This is a genomic window from Bradyrhizobium sp., from assembly GCF_019244115.1.
GTDB lineage: Bacteria > Pseudomonadota > Alphaproteobacteria > Rhizobiales > Xanthobacteraceae > Bradyrhizobium.
This window is the reverse complement of record NZ_JAFATE010000632.1, coordinates 1-2,058: the sequence shown is the minus strand read 5'-3', so window position 1 is coordinate 2,058 and position 2,058 is coordinate 1. Positions and strand designations below refer to the sequence as shown.

Genomic DNA, 2,058 nt, shown 5'->3' with positions numbered 1-2,058 from the left:
GTCAATGACCCGCGAATCCGGCGATCATAATCCACGCGCAGGCGCGGCACATAGACTGTCTCAGCCATCGATCTCTGCTCCCGAGCTCTTGGCGATGCGGACCTTCTTGCCGTCCGCCTGAATCTTGAATCCGATGCGTGTCGGCTTTCCGTCCTTGCCGAGATACGCGATGTTGGAGAGGTCGATCGGCGCCTCCTTGGAGATGATGCCGCCCTCCTGGTTCTGGGTCTGCTTCTGATGCCGCCGCACCATGTTGATGCCGCGCACCAGCGCCGTGCCGTCGGTCGGACGCACCTCGAAGACTTCCCCGGTGCGGCCCTTGTCGCGACCGGAGAGCACCACGACCTTGTCGCCCTTGCGGATCTTGGCAGCCATCACAGCACCTCCGGCGCGAGCGAAATGATCTTCATGTGGTTCTTGGCACGCAGTTCGCGCGGCACCGGCCCGAAGATGCGGGTGCCGACAGGCTCGGCCTGATTGTTGATCAGGACGGCGGCGTTGCGGTCGAAGCGAATGATCGAACCATCGGGCCGGCGGATGTCCTTGCGGACCCGCACCACGACGGCCTTCATCACGTCGCCCTTCTTCACCTTGCCGCGCGGGATCGCTTCCTTGATCGACACCACGATGATGTCGCCGACGGTAGCATAACGGCGCTTCGAGCCGCCGAGCACCTTGATACACATGACACGGCGTGCGCCGGAATTATCGGCCACGTCGAGGTTGGTCTGCATCTGAATCATTGATGCACCTCGTCCTCTTCATCTGTTGCGCAAAGAGTTGCGCTAAATGTCTTACCCTGCAGACCAGCGGCCTTGGCCGCTTCGTCCGCCTCAGGCGGTTTTCTTGTGTTCGCCCCGGACCACGGTCCAGCGCTTCAGTTTCGAGATCGGCCTGCTCTCCTCGATCCACACCACGTCGCCCGCCTTGAACTCGTTGGCCTCGTCGTGGGCGTGGTAGTTCTTGGAGCGGCGGATCGTCTTCTTGTAGATCGGATGGGTAAAGCGGCGGTCGACCCGCACCACGATCGTCTTGGCCTGCTTGTCGCTGACGACAACGCCCTGCAGCGTCCGTTTCGGCATTTGTCAGCCCCTCACTTCTTCTTGGCGCGCTGCTGCGCGGCGATGGTCTTGATGCGAGCGATGTCGCGGCGCGCCTCGCGCATCCGCGAGGTGTTCTCCAGCTGCCCGGTGGCGCGCTGGAATCGAAGGTTGAAGCGCTCCTTTTTCAGATTGAGGACCGCGTCCTCCATCTGATCGGGGCTCATGGCGCGGATATCGCCTACATTCATCTTGGCCATGACGTTACTCCGCAATGCGCTCGACGAAGCGCGTCTTGATCGGCAGCTTGGCGGCCGCCAGCGACAGCGCCTCGCGCGCGGTCTGCACGGCGACGCCGTCGATCTCGAAAATCACCCGGCCCGGCTTGACCCGTGCCACCCACAATTCCGGGGAACCCTTGCCGGAGCCCATGCGGACTTCGGCCGGCTTCTTCGACACCGGCACGTCCGGGAACACGCGGATCCAGACGCGGCCGGCGCGCTTCATGTGGCGGGTCAGCGCGCGGCGGGCGGCCTCGATCTGGCGCGCGGTGACGCGATCGGGCTCCATCGCCTTCAGCCCGTACTGGCCGAAGGACAACGTCGCGCCCGAAGTCGCAACGCCGTGGATGCGGCCCTTATGCGCCTTCCGGAACTTCGTTTTCTTTGGTTGCATCATGGCGTTGAGCCCTCAAACCTCTTTCAAAAACCGTCAGGCCGCGTCGCGGCGACCGCGCGGCGTGTCGCCCTCGGCCATCCGCTTGTCCTGGGCCATCGGATCGTGCTCGAGGATCTCGCCCTTGAAGATCCAGACCTTGACGCCGCAGGTGCCGAAGGTGGTGAACGCGGTGGCGACGCCATAGTCGATGTCAGCGCGCAGCGTGTGCAGCGGCACCCGGCCCTCGCGATACCACTCCATGCGGGCGATTTCGGCGCCGCCCAGACGGCCCGAGCAGTTGATGCGGATGCCCTCGGCGCCGAGACGCATCGCCGACTGCACGGCGCGCTTCATGGCGCGG

The 2,058-nt window shown here is 64.3% G+C and carries 6 protein-coding genes; all 6 read right to left on the bottom strand.

Going from position 1 to position 2,058, the window contains the following annotated elements:
• Positions 1 to 60: 60 nt before the first annotated feature.
• A complete protein-coding gene (gene rplX, locus JOZ76_RS27815) occupies positions 61 to 375 on the bottom strand; it encodes a 50S ribosomal protein L24 (protein ID WP_291704127.1) in 315 nt (104 codons plus the stop codon).
• Positions 375 to 743, bottom strand: a complete 369-nt coding sequence (gene rplN / locus JOZ76_RS27810) for a 50S ribosomal protein L14 (RefSeq protein WP_291704125.1) — start codon at positions 741 to 743, stop codon at positions 375 to 377. Before rplN ends, rplX begins: the two co-directional genes overlap by 1 nt.
• Before the next feature lie 90 nt (positions 744 to 833).
• Positions 834 to 1,082: a 30S ribosomal protein S17 gene (rpsQ, locus tag JOZ76_RS27805; protein WP_291704123.1), complete on the bottom strand. Its 249-nt coding sequence runs from the start codon at positions 1,080 to 1,082 to the stop codon at positions 834 to 836.
• Between the two features lie 11 nt (positions 1,083 to 1,093).
• Positions 1,094 to 1,300 carry a 50S ribosomal protein L29 gene (gene rpmC / locus JOZ76_RS27800; protein WP_291704120.1) on the bottom strand — a complete coding sequence of 69 codons (207 nt, stop codon included), beginning with the start codon at positions 1,298 to 1,300 and terminating at the stop codon, positions 1,094 to 1,096.
• Positions 1,301 to 1,304: 4 nt separating this feature from the next.
• Positions 1,305 to 1,718 (bottom strand): 50S ribosomal protein L16, encoded by a 414-nt coding sequence (gene rplP / locus JOZ76_RS27795; RefSeq protein ID WP_291704118.1) that lies wholly within the window; start codon positions 1,716 to 1,718, stop codon positions 1,305 to 1,307.
• Positions 1,719 to 1,751: 33 nt separating this feature from the next.
• A partial coding sequence (rpsC, locus tag JOZ76_RS27790) for a 30S ribosomal protein S3 (protein WP_291704116.1) occupies positions 1,752 to 2,058 on the bottom strand: 307 nt, incomplete at its 5' end.

What these genes read in the sequence shown, in the direction of transcription:
- rplX (WP_291704127.1), bottom strand. Translation starts at nt 375, where the DNA reads ATGGCTGCCAAGATCCGCAAGGGCGACAAGGTCGTGGTGCTCTCCGGT.
- rplN (WP_291704125.1), bottom strand. Translation starts at nt 743, where the DNA reads ATGATTCAGATGCAGACCAACCTCGACGTGGCCGATAATTCCGGCGCA.
- rplP (WP_291704118.1), bottom strand. Translation starts at nt 1,718, where the DNA reads ATGATGCAACCAAAGAAAACGAAGTTCCGGAAGGCGCATAAGGGCCGC.
- rpmC (WP_291704120.1), bottom strand. Translation starts at nt 1,300, where the DNA reads ATGGCCAAGATGAATGTAGGCGATATCCGCGCCATGAGCCCCGATCAG.
- rpsQ (WP_291704123.1), bottom strand. Translation starts at nt 1,082, where the DNA reads ATGCCGAAACGGACGCTGCAGGGCGTTGTCGTCAGCGACAAGCAGGCC.